Annotated in this window: 12 protein-coding genes; 2 read left to right on the forward strand and 10 right to left on the reverse strand. The window is 43.4% G+C overall.

Annotated elements, in window-relative coordinates:
• Positions 1 to 165: 165 nt before the first annotated feature.
• Genes cynS through FFR00_RS03325 form a run of 3 tightly spaced genes read right to left on the reverse strand, consistent with a single transcriptional unit; the run spans position 166 to position 3,256 of the window.
• On the reverse strand, positions 166 to 615 hold the full coding sequence (gene cynS / locus FFR00_RS03315; RefSeq protein WP_137671957.1) for a cyanase: 450 nt from the start codon (positions 613 to 615) through the stop codon (positions 166 to 168).
• Between the two features lie 48 nt (positions 616 to 663).
• A complete protein-coding gene (locus FFR00_RS03320) occupies positions 664 to 2,385 on the reverse strand; it encodes a bifunctional protein-serine/threonine kinase/phosphatase (RefSeq protein ID WP_137671958.1) in 1,722 nt (573 codons plus the stop codon).
• Between the two features lie 13 nt (positions 2,386 to 2,398).
• The gene (locus FFR00_RS03325; RefSeq protein WP_137671959.1) at positions 2,399 to 3,256 is read right to left on the reverse strand and encodes a formate/nitrite transporter family protein; all 858 of its coding nucleotides are present in this window, start codon (positions 3,254 to 3,256) and stop codon (positions 2,399 to 2,401) included.
• Between the two features lie 507 nt (positions 3,257 to 3,763).
• Here FFR00_RS03325 and FFR00_RS03330 point away from each other — a divergent pair.
• Positions 3,764 to 5,482 carry a sulfotransferase gene (locus FFR00_RS03330; RefSeq protein WP_137671960.1) on the forward strand — a complete coding sequence of 573 codons (1,719 nt, stop codon included), beginning with the start codon at positions 3,764 to 3,766 and terminating at the stop codon, positions 5,480 to 5,482.
• Between the two features lie 77 nt (positions 5,483 to 5,559).
• Here FFR00_RS03330 and FFR00_RS03335 read toward each other — a convergent pair whose 3' ends face one another.
• Complete coding sequence (locus FFR00_RS03335) at positions 5,560 to 6,579, reverse strand: endonuclease/exonuclease/phosphatase family protein (RefSeq protein ID WP_137671961.1); 1,020 nt, start codon at positions 6,577 to 6,579, stop codon at positions 5,560 to 5,562.
• A 167-nt stretch (positions 6,580 to 6,746) separates the two neighbouring features.
• The gene (locus tag FFR00_RS03340; protein ID WP_137671962.1) at positions 6,747 to 7,316 is read right to left on the reverse strand and encodes a phosphoribosyltransferase; all 570 of its coding nucleotides are present in this window, start codon (positions 7,314 to 7,316) and stop codon (positions 6,747 to 6,749) included.
• Positions 7,317 to 7,405: 89 nt separating this feature from the next.
• Between FFR00_RS03340 and FFR00_RS03345 the strand changes: the two genes are divergently transcribed.
• Positions 7,406 to 8,011 carry a phosphoribosyltransferase gene (locus FFR00_RS03345; RefSeq protein WP_137671963.1) on the forward strand — a complete coding sequence of 202 codons (606 nt, stop codon included), beginning with the start codon at positions 7,406 to 7,408 and terminating at the stop codon, positions 8,009 to 8,011.
• A 72-nt stretch (positions 8,012 to 8,083) separates the two neighbouring features.
• Here FFR00_RS03345 and FFR00_RS03350 read toward each other — a convergent pair whose 3' ends face one another.
• From FFR00_RS03350 to FFR00_RS03370, 5 genes are all read right to left on the reverse strand, one after another.
• A complete protein-coding gene (locus FFR00_RS03350; protein ID WP_137671964.1) occupies positions 8,084 to 9,175 on the reverse strand; it encodes a hypothetical protein in 1,092 nt (363 codons plus the stop codon).
• A gap of 142 nt (positions 9,176 to 9,317) precedes the next feature.
• Positions 9,318 to 11,045, reverse strand: coding sequence for a DEAD/DEAH box helicase (locus FFR00_RS03355; protein WP_137671965.1), 1,728 nt, complete (start codon positions 11,043 to 11,045; stop codon positions 9,318 to 9,320).
• Between the two features lie 88 nt (positions 11,046 to 11,133).
• Positions 11,134 to 12,066, reverse strand: coding sequence for a glycosyltransferase family A protein (locus FFR00_RS03360; RefSeq protein ID WP_137671966.1), 933 nt, complete (start codon positions 12,064 to 12,066; stop codon positions 11,134 to 11,136).
• A 318-nt stretch (positions 12,067 to 12,384) separates the two neighbouring features.
• Positions 12,385 to 15,207, reverse strand: coding sequence for a glycoside hydrolase family 9 protein (locus FFR00_RS03365; RefSeq protein ID WP_137671967.1), 2,823 nt, complete (start codon positions 15,205 to 15,207; stop codon positions 12,385 to 12,387).
• Between the two features lie 446 nt (positions 15,208 to 15,653).
• The gene (locus FFR00_RS03370) at positions 15,654 to 17,816 is read right to left on the reverse strand and encodes a cellulase family glycosylhydrolase (RefSeq protein WP_235836149.1); all 2,163 of its coding nucleotides are present in this window, start codon (positions 17,814 to 17,816) and stop codon (positions 15,654 to 15,656) included.
• Positions 17,817 to 17,841 lie beyond the last annotated feature (25 nt).

A 17,841-nucleotide genomic window follows, 5' to 3' on the forward strand; every position in this document is an offset into this window, starting at 1 on the left:
CTAAAGAGACTTGTAAAAGAATCGATAGCGATATACAACACGATGAGACCGCACCTGAGTTTAAATATGGAAACGCCCAATCAGGTGCATAATAGAAAAGGCCAGCTACTGGAGCTGGCCTAAAAACTGTCAACCTATTTTAGGACGGGTCATCTTAGATAGCGCTTAATAGGTTTTATAAGGTAAAAACTTACCCGATAACACGACGTTTACTCGGTCACCATTGGGATTTTCTTCACGCTTAATATCCATAGAAAAATCAATCGCGCTCATAATGCCATCGCCAAACTCTTCGTGAATAAGTTCTTTAATGGTGCTGCCATACACATTGACCACTTCGTACCAACGATAGATAAGCGGATCGGTTGGCACCGCAGTAGGCAGTGAGCCTTTATAAGGCGCTATTTGTAACCAAGCGATAGCTTCATCAGTTAGCTCGAACATATCGCCGACAGTCTCAGCCTGCGCTTTATCAAAAGTCATTTGCCCTAAACAAGCGGCAGTAGTCCACTCTTTAGACAAGCCAATAGCGGCCGCGACTTCACTCCACTTAATGCCTTTTCTTACCTTGGTTGCCACAATTAGCTGAGTGACGTCTTCTCTACTAGTAATCATTTGCGTTTCCTTCCCTTTTCAGTAAATGAAGTCTATTTTCACGACGCGCTAACGGCTTAACAAGTAAACCACTAGCGCAGCCAGAATGGCTGATATGCCCTGCCATACGGCCACTGGATTTCGCTCCACTAGCGGCGCGCGAGTTTTGTTTAAAAAAGCGTTATTGGGCTGGCGTAAATCACACAAAAACTCGGTAATTTGCTCATACCTCTTAAGGCGATTCACCTGCAACGCTTTTTCTAAAGCATCATCAATCCAAACGGGTATTTCACTGTCTGTGTCGAGTACCGACTGATAAACCAAGCGCCTTTGCGCGGCCTGGCTTTTTGCGCCCGCCACTTTGGTGCCGTACGGGTAGCGCCCACACAGCATGAAATAGGTAATAACGGCTAATGAAAACAGCTCGGCACGCGTGCTACCGCACTCACCCAAAAACAGCTCTGGTGCCGAATAAAGTGCAGTGCCGAGTAAATGCTGTTGAGTTAAATCATGGGTTTGCTCGGCTAAACCTGCCGCCCACACCGAGCCAAAGTCGATAATTTTTATGGTGCCGGTGTTATCTATCATGATGTTGTCGGGTTTAAGATCTTGGTGCAGCATATCCATGCGGTGAAAAGTGCGTAGCCCTTTAGCAATTTGCTCAACTATTTCTCTCACCCTGCTTAACTCAGGCTTTGGGTTGTCGGTTATCCACTGCGCTAGAGTTTGCCCTTCAACATACTCAAATACGGTATACAGGTAATTACGCTCCCGCGGGTCGAGATTGGCTTTTAGTACATAGGCGCTATTAATGCGGCGAGCTATCCATTCCTCAGTGAGAAAGCGCTCTAAGTATTCAGGGTCATCGCGTAAATCTATTGAGGGGGCTTTTAGTATTACCTGTTGCCCCGATTGTTCGTCTAAGGCTAAGTAAACATGGCTGCGGCTGCTGGCGTGAAGTTGGCGAACAATGGTGTAGCCATCAAACTGCATTCGCGCTTCTAACATGGGCGGAAAGGGCAGCCTATCTACTTGCTGCTTTAAGTGCTGAGCACTAGCCTTTGCCAATTGGTCAACGCGAATAATCTGTAAGCTTAAATTATCGTCGCTGCCTGCTTCATAAGCTAACTCTACTATCTTGTTGGCTGCGGCTTCTAATTCATTGGGATACTGTTCAATAGTGCTGTTGACTAGAGCTGCATCAATAAACTCATAAACCCCATCGGTGGCTAATAAAAAGATGTCACCTGGTTCTACGCGCAAGCTTTGGTAGTCAAATTCACAATATTCATCTATGCCTAAAGCTCGACTTAGGTAGCTTTTATTTTCATTCACCCATAGGCGGTGATCTTTAGTGAGTTGCTCTAAACCGTTTTGATTTAAACGGTAAACGCGGGTATCACCCACGTGAAAAATGTGTGCGGTATTGCCTTTTATGACTAAGGCACTAAAAGTACAAACGTAACCCTTGTCTTTGTCGTAATGGTAAGGGCTTTGCTGTGACTGGGAATACAGCCAAGCATTGGTGGCGTCTAATACTTTTTCGGCTGAGTGCTGAACCGACCAAACTTCAGATGTGCAGTAGTAATCGTCAAGAAAGCTTTTCACTGCGGTTTCGCTGGCCACTTGGCTCACTTCGCTGCTGCTAATGCCGTCGGCCATCACAGCAGCAAAACCTTTGTGGTTTAACTGCGAGCCTCGCGGAGTGGATACACCGTAACAGTCTTGATTAATGGCCTTGCGGCCTTTATCAGAACATTGACCAATGGAAACACTCAGCTGGCTCGTCATATAGTATCAGTGATTAAGCGTTAGCCGAAGCGGTTTTACTTGGTGCTTCTACAGCAGATTTAGCCACTTTACGCTTAGGTGCTGTTCTTACGTGTGTGGTGTAAAGAGTTAGACCAGTAAAGGCCAAACCACCCACTAAGTTACCTAATGCCGTTGGAATTTCATTCCATAGAAAGTAATCCATTACAGAGAAGTCACCACCCATAATTAAACCAAATGGGAATAAAAACATGTTCACTACTGAGTGTTCAAAACCCATGTAGAAGAACAAGAATATTGGCATCCACATAGCGATAACTTTACCGCTAACATTGGTAGAAATCATCGCGCCTACTACACCCATTGATACCATCCAGTTACACAACATGCCGCGAACAAAAATAGTAAACCAACCTGCCACACCGTGTTCTGCATAACCTACGGTACGCGCTTCACCAATGGCTGCTGCTTTAGCACCCACCGCACCAGCTTCGATGTTAAAGCCGTAAGTGAAAATGAAGGCCATCATCACCGCAACGGTTAAGGCTCCACCAAAGTTTCCTAAAAACACTAAGCCCCAGTTACGCAACAAGCCAGGTACATCTACGCCGGGCCGTTTATCTAACAGCGCCAACGGCACTAAAACAAACACTCCAGTTAATAAGTCAAAACCCATCAAATAAAGCATACAGAAACCCACAGGGAACAAGATGGCTCCAATTAAAAAGTTTCCGGTATTTACAGCAATGGTAATAGCAAAAATAGCGGCTAGGGCCAAAATGGCACCGGCCATAAATGCACGAATTACCGTATCGCGGGTAGACATGAATACTTTAGATTCACCCGCATCCACCATTTTTGTAACAAACTCTGAAGGAGCTAGATATGACATAATATTTCCCTATATTGCTTAGTAGTAAATTGAATCCTACGGCTTGGAGCAGTGTTATCGGCGGTAACTACCGCAGCGTACCTTTCACAAGTAGAGCTCTAGGCTCTTTGTCAACTTGCTGCTTGGGTCTGTCCTTGACCATCAATAGGGAAATAGCAATTGTTGCGCCAAACGACACACAAAAACACACAAAAACACACAAAGCCTTAACAAATAGGCAACCCAGCGCTATTTATCATTAATATTTAGCATGCTCTTTAACTGAGCCTCTTAAGGATTTGCACTGTATTAGTCTATAAATGCACCATTGCATAGCGCTTACAGTTATATGCATCAATTAAGGGCAACGACAAAGTGCCTAAGTAAAAAGGTAAATCCACCTTGCCTTAACGTTTTGTTATGAAACTACTGCGTTTTTTTGCAATGAGATAAATCACGCATCAAATCTCCCGGCCTTGCGATACAGTAAAGATTGGAAGAGGTATAAAGTGAGTAATAGGAAGTAGTATGAAGCCCGAGCAACGGCACAGCATTATGGAAAAAGCCGTAAAGGCCTTACAAGCTGGCAAGTATAGCCAAGCTATTTCTACCGTAAATAAAATTAACAAGCTTAAATCTCAACAAGACTATAAAAGCCTTGAGCTAGAAGCTTATGCGCTATTTCATATGCAAAAGTTAGAAAAATCACTAGAGAGTTACCAGCAACTGCTAGGGTTTTGCCAAGACAATGAACAGCGTAACAGCACCTATCGCAATATCGCTAAAACACAAAAAACACTGGGCTTAACTCGAGTTGCTATCAGCTCTTTTGAACAGTGTTTTTCACTAGATAACAGTATCAATAATGCGCCAATCGCGGCTCAGTTAGGTGAATGCTACCTAGATGAAGACTGCTATGGCGAACTCGACAAATTGACGGCGCTGATGCAAAGCTGGCCAGGGTATTACGCCCCCGCCCAAGCCCTATTGATTTCAGCTGCGAAAAAACAAGGTAACAAACAGCTTGCTCTAGAAAGAATTAACGCTTTTCTAGCGCATTCAAGCTTTATAGAAGAGTGGCAGCTGGAGTTTGCTATAGACACCTTGATGTTTATACGAGAACACCAGAGTGCAATTAAAATACTTAAACAAGCCGAAATAGACTTTGTTAACAAGCCTTGGATTCGTTACTACCAAGCAGAAGTAAAAGCGCGCCAAGGAGAACACGAGAGTGTAACGCTATTACTGAGTGATGAGCTTATAGAGCGCTTAGATTTTATGCGCCAAAAGGCCGCTTATAAGCTTCGAGCGGAAGCATTTGATAAACAACAGCGTTACTCCGACGCCTTTATTGATTTCACCGCTATGGCTAATTTGAATCACCAACGGGCTCAGGCGTCTAGTCATACAGACAATGTAGCCAGCTTACAAAAACTCGATTTGTCATTTCTACATAATGTAAAAAACATTCACACGAAAGAGCATCAACCAGTGTTTATGATGGGCTTTAATCGCTCTGGCACCACCTTATTAGAGAACATACTCGATACCCAAGAACAGGTTATTGCACTTAGCGAAACCCGCTCACTGTTTAACGTTACCGAAGCCTTTAGCTACAAACTTAACAAACGCTATCCGCAAGACTTACCTAAATTAAACGAGCAAGACTTAAACATATTGCACCAAGAGTACTTTGATTACTTTACGCATAACGGGATTCAGCTAAAAGATAACAGTGTCGTCGTCGATAAGTTTCCTTTATACACCATAGACTTGCCCTTAATACTAAGCTTATTCCCTAAAGCAAAAATCATCTTTTGCTTACGCCACCCAGCTGATACTTGTTTGAGTAACTTCCAGCAAAACTCAGCAAACAACCAACAACAAGCTAAATTGAACCGCTTGGAAGACTGCTTTAAACGCTACCAACAAGTCTTCACTCTATTTCAGCGCTACCAAACAGAATTAGATTTAAACATTCATTTTGTACGGTATGAGGACTTAGTCAGCGATCTTGAAAAAGAAGCGAAGAAGGTATTTGAGTTTTTAGAGATTGATGCCAACAACGATTATCTAAATTTTAATCAACATGCTAAACAAAAAGTGGTGATGTCTGCTTCCAGCAACCAAGTGGTTAAACCTATTTACACCGAGTCATGTTACAAATGGCGCAACTACCAAGAGTTTATAACCCCACACCTTGCTATGGTTAAGCCCTTTATCAAAGCCTTTGGCTACAGCGACTAATAACTTACCTGATGGTGGATAAGCGAGAGTGCCCACTCTCACTTATCCGTAACTCACAAGCTGCAATGCAGTTAGCTTTAATCAAAAGGCCGATAAACAAAGTTCGCTTTAATAATGCCGTGATCAGTAGCACCCAACGACTCGTAGTGTTCATCGTTTAAATGGTCGTTAATCACCTCTAAGCCTTTAAAGGCCCAAACCCTATCTCGGCTTCTGTCATAGAACTGCTCACTCACTAAAATGTGGTCTAAAGACTCTAAATGGTTATTGTGAATATGGGTGTAATACACGTCGCGCCTGCTACGATATTGCTGCATCACTCCCGCAGAATATAAAGCGTTATCCGCCCCTCCTCTGGCATCGCCATCTAACAAAAAGCGCGGCTGCTCGGTAAGAATGTTTAAAGTATTACTGCCTTGACCATCATTAAAATCACCCAATACAATCACAGGCGTATCAGTGTGCTTCATTTGTTCGGTGAGTATCATTCGCAATGCCACTGCCTCAGCGGTGCGGCGCAACGTGGAAATAGCATAACCCAGAGCATTTGCATGTACCTTATGTTGCGCTGGGTCGTACCAATCTTCTCGGCCGATCCAAGTGGGACGTTTTGATTTAAAATGACATACATAAACATGCACATTTTCTTCATCGGCATGAGGCTTGATTTGAAAATGTAAAATAGGTCGAGAGAAACTATCGATATCTAAGTCTAACGCGCCAGTTTGCGCGTCGTCACCTTGGCTAGCAAGCTTGAAACTACCGGGGAAATTTTTGATCCACTCAGGCTGCCCTACCATCAGCTCACTACGTACCGCAGCTGCACAAGCAATTTTACCTTGGTGGCCACTTGGCACTAACAATTGGTATTGATTGTCTAAGCCTGCGAGTTCAAACACATCTTGCAAGGCTTGCTCGTGCCAGAGCTCTTGAAAGCCCCACACATCGGCTTGTACTGCATTTAGTTGACTAACCAACCACTTTACTTTTTGATCGTATTCATTGGGTAGCCACCCATCTCGATTACGATACATAGGCAAATTGGGTCGATTAAGATTGAGGGTGTTTGCTGTCGCAATCGAGAGTTTTACCGCCATAACTTGCTCCGCTTAATTATTGGTCACTCATTAAGCAAGTATGGTTCAAATTGACTATTTTATTATTGTAAATTTATGACTAGTCATCGCCCAGTTTATTTCAATGTAATCCAGTGGTGTTCGCTCAAGTTACAGCATGCATATTAAAATGAGCGACCAACATACGCCTACTTAGGCAGGTGCGCTTTAATGATGTGGTAAAGCTCTGGTCTATGTTCAGCAATCTCTGCCGGACTTAGGCCTTCTAGTGAATGCGGATACTTTAACCATTGTGTTGTTTCATGCAAAAAGTAATCAGGCTCCCGGCTAGTTTTGTTTCGCTCTGGCTTGAAATACGGCACAGCGACACGAATATCACTGGGCGTATTTAGTCTGGCTAAGCGGCTTAATTCATTAATTATCGCTTCAATAGAACGGCCAGTATCAAATACGTCATCAACAATCAGCAATCTGTCGTGTTGCTGCACATGTTTAACTAAGTAATTCAGCCCAAATACTTGTACTTGCTTGGCTTGCTGGTCAATGCCTGCGGCATAGGAGGCGGTGCGTATTGCAATGTTGTCAGTATCTATTCCGTGATAAGCCAAAAACTCCTGTACCGCAATACCAATAGGTGCGCCACCACGCCAAACAGCTATGATAAACGTAGGTTTAAAGCCGCTTACCAATACCTTTTCTGCGAGGCGAAATGAGTCTTCTAACAACTCCTGCCCAGTGATATAACGTTTATCACTCATTGATCCCCCCCTTAGCATTGCCGAGCTCTTCATAATAGATATAGTATAAAATTAACACTGTAGAAGCCTTTAACTCAAGGATGTTGTTTATGCCAATGAGCCAGCCTACCGCACAACTTAAAAAGCACTATTTAGATGAAGATGCGCTTATTCAAGACTCGTTTCGTTTAGCGGTAAATATTTTTGAAAGCGGCTTTCGCCCTAGCTTTATTGTTGGGCTATGGCGTGGTGGCAGTGCAGTGGGTATTTATGTGCAAGAGTGTTTACAAACCTTAGGCGTGAAAACCGACCATATCTCACTGCGTACCTCCTACCAAGGACAAGCTAACTATCATCAAATACTCGAAGCACCAGAATCGATTCGAGTACACGGCATTCAATATCTATTAGAAAACCTAAATGTCGATGACAGCCTGCTAATTGTTGATGACGTATTTAGTAGCGGTCACAACATTGAAGCAGTGTTAACTCGCTTACAAAGCAAGCTAAAACGCAATATGCCTAGCCAAGTAAAAATAGCCACACTATGGCAGAGACCGGCGTTTAATCAAACTCAGCTAGAACCTGATTATTGCCTTCACCAAACCGAAGATTGGTTAGTATTCCCCTATGAGTTAACTGGATTAAGTTATGAAGAAATACAGCAACATAAGAGCTTTGTGGCGCCGTTGGTCACACCACCATCACAAGGCTAATTTCACTTAAAAGATGAAATTAGAAAAGCTTGTAACAATACAAGCCTTTTACAGTTTCGAATATAAAAAGCCTTAGTTTCTATCGAGCATGTCGTAGTTTTCAGGTACATCAAAATTACTGTTATGCGCCAGCTTATTCTCTACCGTTTTCACTTCGTAGATATAACGTATACGAGCATCTCTCATCCACTCATCAACTTTTTCGTCAATCATGTCATCAGCGGCATTTTTAACGATATTCCCCAACAAATTAGTTGCAGCGTCTTCTAAGCCACCAGAAAAGTCGATGCTAGTATCGCGCTTCTCTTTCTTTTTGTTATCAGCACATGCTTGCATGTTCTGAAACCATTCCAGCTTTATCGACAAAGGATAACCTTTAATTTTTGCCAGTTCTTGCTGAAACGCGTTTAAGCCTAGGTGATCAGCTTGTTCAGTATCACCAGTAAATGCACTGATCGTTTTAAACCCTTCTCGCCCTAGAAGACGTACTAGAGGGTTATTCTCGCCAACCGAATCCAAGTATTTATTAGTTGCAATTTCATGCACACGCCATGCTTCTTTCATTTCAGCATTAGGATCAGCGGTCCAGAATACAAACTGAAGTAAGTTTAGATCTTTTTTGCCTTTCTCATCAGTGAATTCAGTTGACCATTTTACCTTATACTCTTCACTTGCTTGGCCACCAATTTGACGTTTATGACCTGTAGACAATACTTCAAACTCATTTTTGGTAAGCTCGACTTTACAACCTAAGTCTTCGTAGCTTTCATACTCTTCTGAACCTTCATCTGATTCAAGCATATCGGCATAGCCACTTACGCAGCCTGATAAAGCACATTCTTGGTATGTTTTATTTTTATGGTCCAGTTGCCATAGCAAATTTTTGTCCATACGAAAAATACCGCTAGCATCAATACTCGCCCACTTCATATAAAAGCTATCAGGCTTCAATCTGTCATGAATAGTTCGCATATTTTCACGAGTATATACAACTTGTTCACCTTGAGCATCTGGCACATACAGACCATTTAGGACAACTTTTGCCGTGACAACAGCGGTTTGCTCTTTAGGCGTTTCATCTACCGGAGTGGATGCGCATGCACCTAACAATAATGCGCTAGACAGCAAGGTTAACTTAGGGTTTATTGAATAACAGCGTTTCACAATGAATCCTTTCACCAAAAAACAAACGAGTCTATCAATAAAGCACCGCCATAGATACAAACAAAACTATAAATAACAACGGTAAGCCACTGTTTTTGATAAGTAGTTTCACCTTAATGAGCCTTCAGAACTTTCAGCCTAACTAATACTGCTGATTGGCTTTGCGGTAATTCCCCTGATAATCAAAAATATGATGCTCAACTTGCCAGTAGTGCTTTTGTTTTTTGGCAATCACAAAGTCTGGGGCAACAATTTGTTGGATAGTTTTTTCAGCTTGTTTGGCGTTAGTGACTTCAACGTTATTTCCTTCAACTCTGCGAGCGAACACAGTATTAAATTGCTGCTTAGCTTTTGAATAAGCAAAGTTAAAATGTTCACTAAGCTCAGCGCCATCTTCATCGTGGTAGATGAGCTTTAGTTTGTCACCCTCACAACTTGCCGACATACCACTGCACCTCAGTACTTTTCGATCTTTTAGCTGCAAGGCATCTTTCAGTTGGTTGTCAGGGTCAATTAACTGATAACCACAACTATGGCATTGCCGAGCCGCAATATCATTCTCAGCGTTACATTGTTGGCACTGCTTATATTTATAGCGGTAACTGCATTGCACTTGCTTGGTTTGGTCATTTGGGTCTTCAACCAAACCTTGGCACCGACGACCATAATGTTCGAGAATGTCACCGTCTTTATCGGTGATTCCCCAAAACATGTTGGCAAATTCACATTGCGGGCAACTCACTTGTACTAAAGTGCTATTGGGGTTGGGTTTAGTTTCGCCAATTTCTGGTTGGTATAGGTCGTAATTACTACCCGCGTAGTCAACAATTAAGCAATCGGTTTTCCCCTCATACAGTCGTAGTCCACGGCCAGCAATTTGTTGATATAAACTGACCGAGGCAGTGCGTCGTAATATCGCAATTAAATCCACATGGGGAGCGTCAAAGCCAGTAGTTAATACTGATACATTCACCAAAAATTTAAGCTGTTGGCGCTTAAACTGTTCAATTAGCGAGTCACGCTGTTGGTTAGGCGTTTCAGCCGTCACTACTGCTGTTTGGTCATCTGGTAAGTAGTGAGCTATCTCTTGAGCGTGCTTTACCGTTGCTGCAAACACCATCACGCCTTTACGGTCTTCTGCTAGCTGAACTAACTGCTTACATATGGCCTGAGTCACTCGTGGGCAGCCCGCTAAAAATTGGTCTAGCTGCGCCTCACTGTACTGAGTCGGCAACTCATCAAACTGATAACGCGCAGCAGGGGCATCTACCAGCAAAGGCTGAGTAAGATGGCCTTTACAAATCAGGTGGCGTAAAGGCAGTTCGTAAATACATTTTTTAAACCAAGCATCTTCTTTACCTCGCGCATAACCGTGGTAATGCTGCTGATAAATCCAACCCTTATCTAAGCGATAAGGCGTGGCGGTTAAACCGAGTACTTTTAGCTGAGGGTTTTGCTGCTTTAGGTGATTAATAATCACCTGATATTGGCTATCACTATCATCATTTACGCGGTGGCATTCGTCAATTACTACCAAAGAATAGAAGCCCGAAAACTGGTCAAGATTACGGCTGAGCGATTGCACGCTAGCAAAGGTGACTGAATATTGGTTTTGTTTAAGCCCTAAGCCTGCAGCAAATACGCCTGACTCAAAACCATAGGTAGTAAATTTACTTTGGTTTTGCTCCACTAACTCTTTTACATGGGCTAATACCAAAATGGGGTATTTAGCTAAACGCGCTAGTTCAGCAATGACTATGCTTTTACCGGCCCCTGTGGGTAATACAACTACTGCAGCGTCATCACTTTGTCGAAAGTGTGCCAATACGGAATCAACCGAAGCTTGCTGGTAATCTCGCAGCTGTAACATGTTTATCCAATAAAATAGTAACTCTAATAGCTACATATATTATCTCATAGGATTGATGTTACAACGCGAGTTCCTATCGATAACAGTGTTAACTATTTATTTTTCTTTTAGTTTGCTGCATAAAATTCCAAACGCAGTTTGGAATTAACTTAAAAAGCCACCCCTTAAACCATAGCTTTCTATTGGATAGCACACTGTGGGCTTTAAGATAAGTTTCACCCGCTAATTGATAAAAACCCGAAAATACATAAGAACTTGCATACCTAGTATGTAACGTCTGAGTTATCAGTGACCAATCTGCTGACTTGTTATACCTATCTGCCAAAGCCTCTATTTTATCAAGGCAAACTAACTCAGCAGCATGCATTTTTTTATCGTTCAGAGAGTAATTATCACCATGAAACACGTGAATAGCTAAAGGCTCAGCCACAAACTCAAACTTCGCGACTAACGCAACTTTTAACCAAAGATGCCAATCATCAACCCCCATAAGAGCTCTATCAGGATCAAAGCCCCCTATTTTGGAGAGTGCTTCTCTTCGCACCACAGCTGTACAGCACGTAAGCATATTTTCTTGAACTAAACTGTCGAAAACCCAACCTTTTTTATTCCTAGAAAAATCAGGATTCACCGTCTTATTTAAATCGGTGTAATGAGCAAAAGAACCACAATAAACTAATCCTATTTGAGGCTCAGCAAACAATGGCACTTGCTTCTCTAATTTCTCAGTCAACCACAAATCATCTTGATCGCAGAAAGCAATAAGTTCACCTGAAGAATTCTTAATACCTACATTCCGAGCTGCAGCGACTCCCCCGTTAGCACAGTGCAGAGCTATTACTCTTGGGTCACTATCTGCCATAAGATTGATTAGCTCTTTAGATTCATCTATCGAGCCATCATTGATTAATACCAATTCAAGGTTTTCATATGACTGAGATAGAATAGCATCGACGGTTTTATTTAAATAAGTTGCACCGTTGTAGACTGGCACAATTACGGAGACTAGCGGCTTAGACACAGTTACATCCTTTTACAACCAAGTTTAGTTTGTCAATCAGTGTTAGAGGTAAGTGAGTATCTTGAGAAAGAGCACGATATCATCTGACTGGGAATAACACTTAGCTTCCTGCTAATCATACAGGTTATTTAATTTAGTGATTACTGTCTAATTTTTTATCCACTTATTGGCAATAAACCAGATATTTATTAGAAATATTAGACACTCTACTTTTGACAATTTCATTGTTCTGAAACCAAATATTCTGTCTTAGTGCTTCTTTATAGATGCTGCATTATAAAAAGGCGACCGAAGTCGCCTTAAATATTTATGGATTACTTATGGAAGCACTTCACACGTAGGTGCTTCAAAGTTGCCACTGTAGCCACCTTGCATACCAAACGAAGTACTCGCATTCGGACCTAAGTTACCGTTATATACTTCATTTACAGCAGTAAGTCCTAAGCCATCACTAGCTGCTTGATACTTAGCGTTCCAACCGTTTACCAAACTAATCGGTTGAGGGAAGCTTAAATGAACCTTCCACCCGCTTACATCTTCGCCACCAGCATTAGTCACTTTAATATTGCCTAATACAAAGCCGCTATTCCACACGTTAGCTTCACCTACGGTACAAGTAAGCTCAGACTCGCCGCCAACTGGAGGTTGTTCACCCGCTTTAACGGTTAAGGCTAAAACAGCTTCAGCAGACAACTCTGCCGCTTGCTCATCTGTAGCAATAACCAGTACCACTACTTCACCTTCACTCTCAGGCATAGTGATACTTACATTGCCGCTACCTACTCGGCTCGTCACTAAAGCGCCATCAAGGTAAACATTTGCGCCATAAGCGTTGGCTAAGTCTAAGCGAACTTGTACGTCGCTAGCTGGGCTAACTTCACTGCCATTTGCAGGCGAACTGATCGCCACTGCAGGAACAATAGGCGCCGCTACATTCACGGTTACTTTTGCTTCAGTGGAGTTTGCACCTTGGTTATCGGTAGCGAAATAAGTGAAGCTATCAACACCAAACGAACCAGTATTAGGTACATAGTCCGCTACGCTGCCATTTAAGCTAACAATACCGTTAGCTGGCTGACTCGCGATAGTGAAACTAGTGACTTGACCGTCGGAATCTGTTGCGGTTAATTCAATAGATACAGGCGTATCAGAAGCCGTGTTTACACTTTGATTTTGCGCCACAGGTGCACAGTTAATGCCTGTATCTGCGCCACATGCCGCACTTGGCTCAGTTCCCCACACTAACTCGCCGTTATCGTATAATGCGATTTTACCCGCAAGCTTGTAGGCATTGTTGTAGTTATCCCACGACGGGTCGTTAGCATTATCCCAATCGGGGTTGTTGGTATTGGTTGGTAATGATAAACGGAACTGCACTTCCTTTTTAGAGGCCGATTGACCACCAGGGTAAATATCTATGCCATCAAAACTAATTTCTGCGTAATAGATGTTATCCGCTTCGTCACCCCAAGCATGTAAACCACTAAAACCGGAACCTTGGCTGTAAGCGGTTGATAACTTTACATCATTTAGCGAGTAACCCGCCTCAAACACTTCACTCAAATCAACCCAGTAACGATAGCTTAGTTGATCAGTTACGCGAGATGGCCAAGCCGTATGGTTATGTACTCTAGTCGCTAACTCAATATGGCGTGTACCTTGCGAGTTGATTTTAGCTTCTACAAATAACTCGGTATCACGTTGCTCTTTAGCCGGGAAACTAGCCTCGGCAATAGGATCTCCGCCATGGTCGAGCCACAAGCGCGCTAACGCCGAAGTAAAGCCTGCGTTGTAGTCGGTAGCCACTTCGTTTTTAACGTAATCGCCGCGATCATCGACCCAAGAATCATCTAACCCAGGGCCGCCCACCAATGCGCCTACCAATAAGTGGCGGTTTTCTACAGGGTCACCCGAATTATCATTCCATGTTCCGTGAGCGGTGCGGTGATGAGGCTTAGTTGGGTGGTAATCACCGTAGCCAATTTGGTAAGAAATATTTAACGGATTATCTCCCAAAATATAATCTAACTGGCCTTTAGCAAAGTTATAGTAAATTTCAGCCTTAGCATCTTTATCGGTATTTTCTCTTAAGTAATCTGAGTACACCAAGGCTAAGAACGAGGTATTAGAACTGTAACGGGCTGCGCCCCATGTATCTAAAAAGGCTAAACCACCGGGCGTATAACGAATTTTTTCACCGTTGTAACCTACCGTCCAGTAATCAAGCCAACGCTCTGCGTCAGCTTGGTAGCTAGCCTCACCGGTAAGGCTAGCCATTAATACATAAGCGCCGTAAGACTTATCATCCCAGGCTTGGCCCCACTTGTAAGAGCGTGTATCCGTTTGCGGTTCAGTGCCTAAAGAGCCATATTCCGTTTTAGCTTTATTCAAATAGCTAGCGTCTTCAGTGGCGCGGTACAACCAAATGGCACCCCACACTAACTCATCTTGATAACCACTCCATGAGTTATAAAACGCTTTGGCATCGGTAATGGCGTCTGAATATTTACCACGGTATTTATCGGCAAATGAATATAGCTCTTTGGCGTGCTCAAGTAGCATTGCTGCATAACTTGGGTCGCTGTCTTTAAACACCATAGAAATAGCGGCTAATGCTGCAGCAGTTTCACCAGCCAAATCAGAGCCTGGGTTAGCGGAATCAACCTTGTAAGAAGGGCGCTCCATTTGCATTACTTCAGCCGATCCCCACCAAGCGTGGTCTACCGAGCCTTTACCTACTTGGCCATAAAGCTCGTTTGGTGCGGTGTGAGCGCTAACAAAGTAGTCTGCCACAAAACGCAGGTTATTTTTGATGTGAGTTAGTTGGTTGGTTTGCTCGTAAGCTTGCGGATAATCTACTACGCCCCACGCTAACATGGTGGCGGTGGCTGCCATTGGGAAGCCAAATTTAACGTGGTCGCCGGCATCATACCAGCCGCCAGTTAAATCAACATTGTTGTCAGCGCCGTCTTGTAATGCCGAGTCACCTCGCCACTCATTTCGGTTCCAACTAGGAATTACGCCCGATTGTTGGGCTTCGTAAAAATAAATAGATTTTTGTAAGGCTTCGCCATAATTTGCGGCTTGCGCCGACATTGCACTGGTAATTACTGCGGTCGCGAGTAAAGTTTTCCTTAACATCTTTGCTGTCTCATCATTTAGTCAAAAGTATTAAGCCTCCTTCTGCCATTCTATGTAGCGGTAAGAAGTACTGCTGTTTACAGAAACAGACACTCTTTACAAAAGATCCCAACCGCGTTGTGCAAGTCCACGTTGGTAACTTTCAAGTCTTTGCTTCCTGCGATGGCCGCTATAAATAACACATCCACCAGTAAACGAGCGCAAGCTTACCTTAGTTCTGATAAAACTGTTTATTAATAAGTGACAATTTTACCAAAAAGGACTTAACCTTTGATATACATAACAAAAATGGAATTATTTACTAAAGTAAACATTACCAATCGGCACTAACAGAGAAATAATCTAAATCGAAGTAGCAGATTGCCACAAAAACAAAAAGCCCTTAATAAAGTGTATTAAGGGCTTTACAGTTAAGCGCGTTCTTAGCGCGATGACTTATTTATAAATTAGCGCATAGTACATGTAGGTGCGCCAAAGTTACCTGAATGCCCCCCTTGCAGACCAAAAGACAGACTGCTACCTGGGGCAATGTCGGTATTATAAGCTTCATTGCTCACTTCAATACTCTGGGCTGTCGCAGTAAATACGCCCCCCCAACCGCCCACTAAGCTAACCGCACTAGGAAAATCAAGTACTGCCGTCCAACCAGAGATGGTTTCGGTACCCGTATTGCTAACCGTAATGCTGTTAATCACAAAACCACTGCCCCATGAATCTGCAGGCCCAACCGTACAACTTAAGTTAGCTGCTGCCGGCTCAACAACATTAAGCGCCACACTGTCTGAAACACTCAGGTTTTGGCCTTGTTCGTCTTGCGCTGTCACTTTCAAGGTGTAGGCGCCAACTACACTAGGCGCTGTTAGTTCGGCACTGGTGCCAGTAAACGACAGCACTTGTCCCGCTAAGTTGGTTTCAAAACCTGCGGCATCTTTAAGGTTCACGCTTACCGCAAAGGTACTAGCAGCTTCTATACGGCTATTGGCATTTGGCGAGCTTACGCTAATTTCAGGCTGCAACGGTACTTCGTTTAACGCACTGAGCGCAATACTATCGCTCACCGCCATTTCACTACCGGCACTATTTACTGCCACGAGAGAAACGGTAAAGTCACCTTCAGCGCTTGGCGCGGTTAAGTTCACGCCACCTGAAACCGGCCCGGTTTTCACAAAACTACCATCTAGATAAACGTTCACCGATGCCGCTTTGTTCACCGAATAACTTACGCTAAAACTTGAACCAGTTAGCACGATGCTATTTGCGGCAGGTGAGCTAATACTTACCGACGGATTCAAACCTTGGTAGTAATCATTCAGGCTAATACCGGTAGCACTGTTAGCGCCCCCTAATGCCACTTCGTGATCCAAGCTAATAAATTTACCTGCATCATTGGCCCAAAGAGATGGTAGAAATAAGGCGTATTTCTCTTCATCCCAAGTCGTCCAGTCGTGACCGAGTAAGCCACCTGTATCACCCGAGTTAGGATTAATACACCAGAAGGTGTGGTGTAGTTGGTGTTCGATAATCAAGTCACGAATCGCCACCATCCAGGCCTCATTGGGTCCGCCATCCATAAAGCCGCCCCACTCGCCAATCAATAGCGGAGATATGCCTTCTTCATGAATAAACATCCAGTTATCTTTCCACACATCTTGATACAAGGTGTCTTTATTAAAGCCTGGGTAAAACCAATCTTGAGCAAATACTAATGGGCCATAATCATGCGGTGAGTACATAAACTGCTGCTGGCGCGCCCCTAAATCGATAGGGAATTCGCGCACGCCGCGCAAGTTTCCGCCCCACCAGTTAAAGTGAAAATCGTCTTTGCCTTTGCTTTCCCAGTTTTTACCCTCTACCGGATAGGCTTCAATCCCTTCACACATCACCAACATATTGGGGTTAATATCTAACACGCGGTTAGACACCACCTCACAAGCATGTTTCCAGTTGTTCTCGTCGGTTGAGTTATCCCATTTAGCAAACTCACCAGCAGCGCTTTGTTTAGGGTTGCCATGTGGTTCATTTTCTAAATCAAATGCGATAATAGTGTCATCGTTTTTGTAACGCTCAGTCACCCACTCCCAAGTAGAGAAGAAGTCTTCTGAGGTAATGTCGCCTTTGTACCAAAGTGGCGCGATGTGCCCCATGTTATCCGCTTCAGCGCCGTGCACATCTAGTAGGATTTTCATGCCACTGGCCTTGGCGGCAGCGATCATTGCATCAAATACTTCTAAGGAAGTGGCCGAGGCTAAATCAGGATTAGCCGAAGCATTCACTTGAATCGCCACAAACTGGCCATTTTTCCATTCTTTTAGCAGTTCGGTTGAAATCGGCACTCGCAGTAGGTTCACCCCACGCGAGGCGATATCTTGAATAGTATTTTCCAAATTCACCGACCACAAACCATGTAATACCCGCTCGGTAGTATTAAAGCCAAACCAATTTGCGCCGGTTAGCCACACGGTATTGCCTTGCATATCTTTAATTTGGTTACCTTCAACATGTAACCAATCATCTCCCGGTAAGGGAGCGGCCATTAAACTAGTGCTTACCAGCGAAGCAGCGGTAAACCCTAAACATTTAGCGAGAAAGCTTTTTTTAGTATTCATCATAATTCTCCGTACATATTCCCTATGA

It is taken from the genome of Agarivorans sp. Toyoura001, assembly GCF_005405585.1.
Lineage (GTDB): Bacteria > Pseudomonadota > Gammaproteobacteria > Enterobacterales > Celerinatantimonadaceae > Agarivorans.

Bases quoted from the DNA above. Each gene is read 5' to 3' on its own strand.
- cynS (WP_137671957.1), bottom strand. From the start codon at position 615: ATGATTACTAGTAGAGAAGACGTCACTCAGCTAATTGTGGCAACCAAG.
- FFR00_RS03320 (WP_137671958.1), bottom strand. From the start codon at position 2,385: ATGACGAGCCAGCTGAGTGTTTCCATTGGTCAATGTTCTGATAAAGGC.
- FFR00_RS03325 (WP_137671959.1), bottom strand. From the start codon at position 3,256: ATGTCATATCTAGCTCCTTCAGAGTTTGTTACAAAAATGGTGGATGCG.
- FFR00_RS03330 (WP_137671960.1), top strand. From the start codon at position 3,764: ATGAAGCCCGAGCAACGGCACAGCATTATGGAAAAAGCCGTAAAGGCC.
- FFR00_RS03335 (WP_137671961.1), bottom strand. From the start codon at position 6,579: ATGGCGGTAAAACTCTCGATTGCGACAGCAAACACCCTCAATCTTAAT.
- FFR00_RS03340 (WP_137671962.1), bottom strand. From the start codon at position 7,316: ATGAGTGATAAACGTTATATCACTGGGCAGGAGTTGTTAGAAGACTCA.
- FFR00_RS03345 (WP_137671963.1), top strand. From the start codon at position 7,406: ATGCCAATGAGCCAGCCTACCGCACAACTTAAAAAGCACTATTTAGAT.
- FFR00_RS03355 (WP_137671965.1), bottom strand. From the start codon at position 11,045: ATGTTACAGCTGCGAGATTACCAGCAAGCTTCGGTTGATTCCGTATTG.
- FFR00_RS03365 (WP_137671967.1), bottom strand. From the start codon at position 15,207: ATGTTAAGGAAAACTTTACTCGCGACCGCAGTAATTACCAGTGCAATG.
- FFR00_RS03370 (WP_235836149.1), bottom strand. From the start codon at position 17,816: ATGATGAATACTAAAAAAAGCTTTCTCGCTAAATGTTTAGGGTTTACC.